At 64.9% G+C, this 521-nt stretch carries 1 pseudogene; it reads left to right on the top strand.

The features are described from left to right. Positions 1-186: 186 nt before the first annotated feature. A pseudogene (locus tag MTQ10_RS30965) lies at positions 187-392 on the top strand (glutamate--tRNA ligase family protein); the annotation flags it as partial. Positions 393-521 lie beyond the last annotated feature (129 nt).

Below are 521 nucleotides of genomic sequence, written 5' to 3'. Positions count from 1 at the left end.
CACAGACACCATCACGCACCTCCAGCACGCCACCTCCACGGACGCACCGGACCTACCTCACCCACCCCGAAACTATGCCTGACCAGCACAAACCCAGCCTCACACTCGGTTTCGAGAAGCCCTCTCAGTAGACGGCGGAAGGGCTGGGACGTGCGACTGGCATCGGTAACCTGGAGCGCATGTCGGCTGCCTCGGTTCGCGTTCGTTCTGCGGATCGACGACACCGACACGGCCGGAACAAGCCGGAGTGGACCGAGGGCATCATCAGTGCGCTCGCGGCGACCAACATCCGTGGCGAGGTCCCGGCCTTCGAGGGGCCGTACTTCCAGTCGCGCAATGCCGACCGACACCGGGAAGTGGCTCAGCAGCTCTTCGCGGCCGGCCAGGCGTACTAACGAGCTCGTGCACGGTAGGCGGTGAGGCGTCGAGTTCCCGATCGTCGATCATGGTCGTGTGGTGGGGAATGTGTCTCGTGCAGCGATCATCAGCGACCGGAGGATCACGGGCCTGTCGGCCGACGT

It is taken from the genome of Streptomyces sp. XM83C (genome assembly GCF_023072675.1).
In the GTDB taxonomy this organism is placed as follows: domain Bacteria; phylum Actinomycetota; class Actinomycetes; order Streptomycetales; family Streptomycetaceae; genus Streptomyces; species Streptomyces thermocoprophilus.
This window is presented reverse-complemented; position numbering and strand designations above follow the sequence as displayed.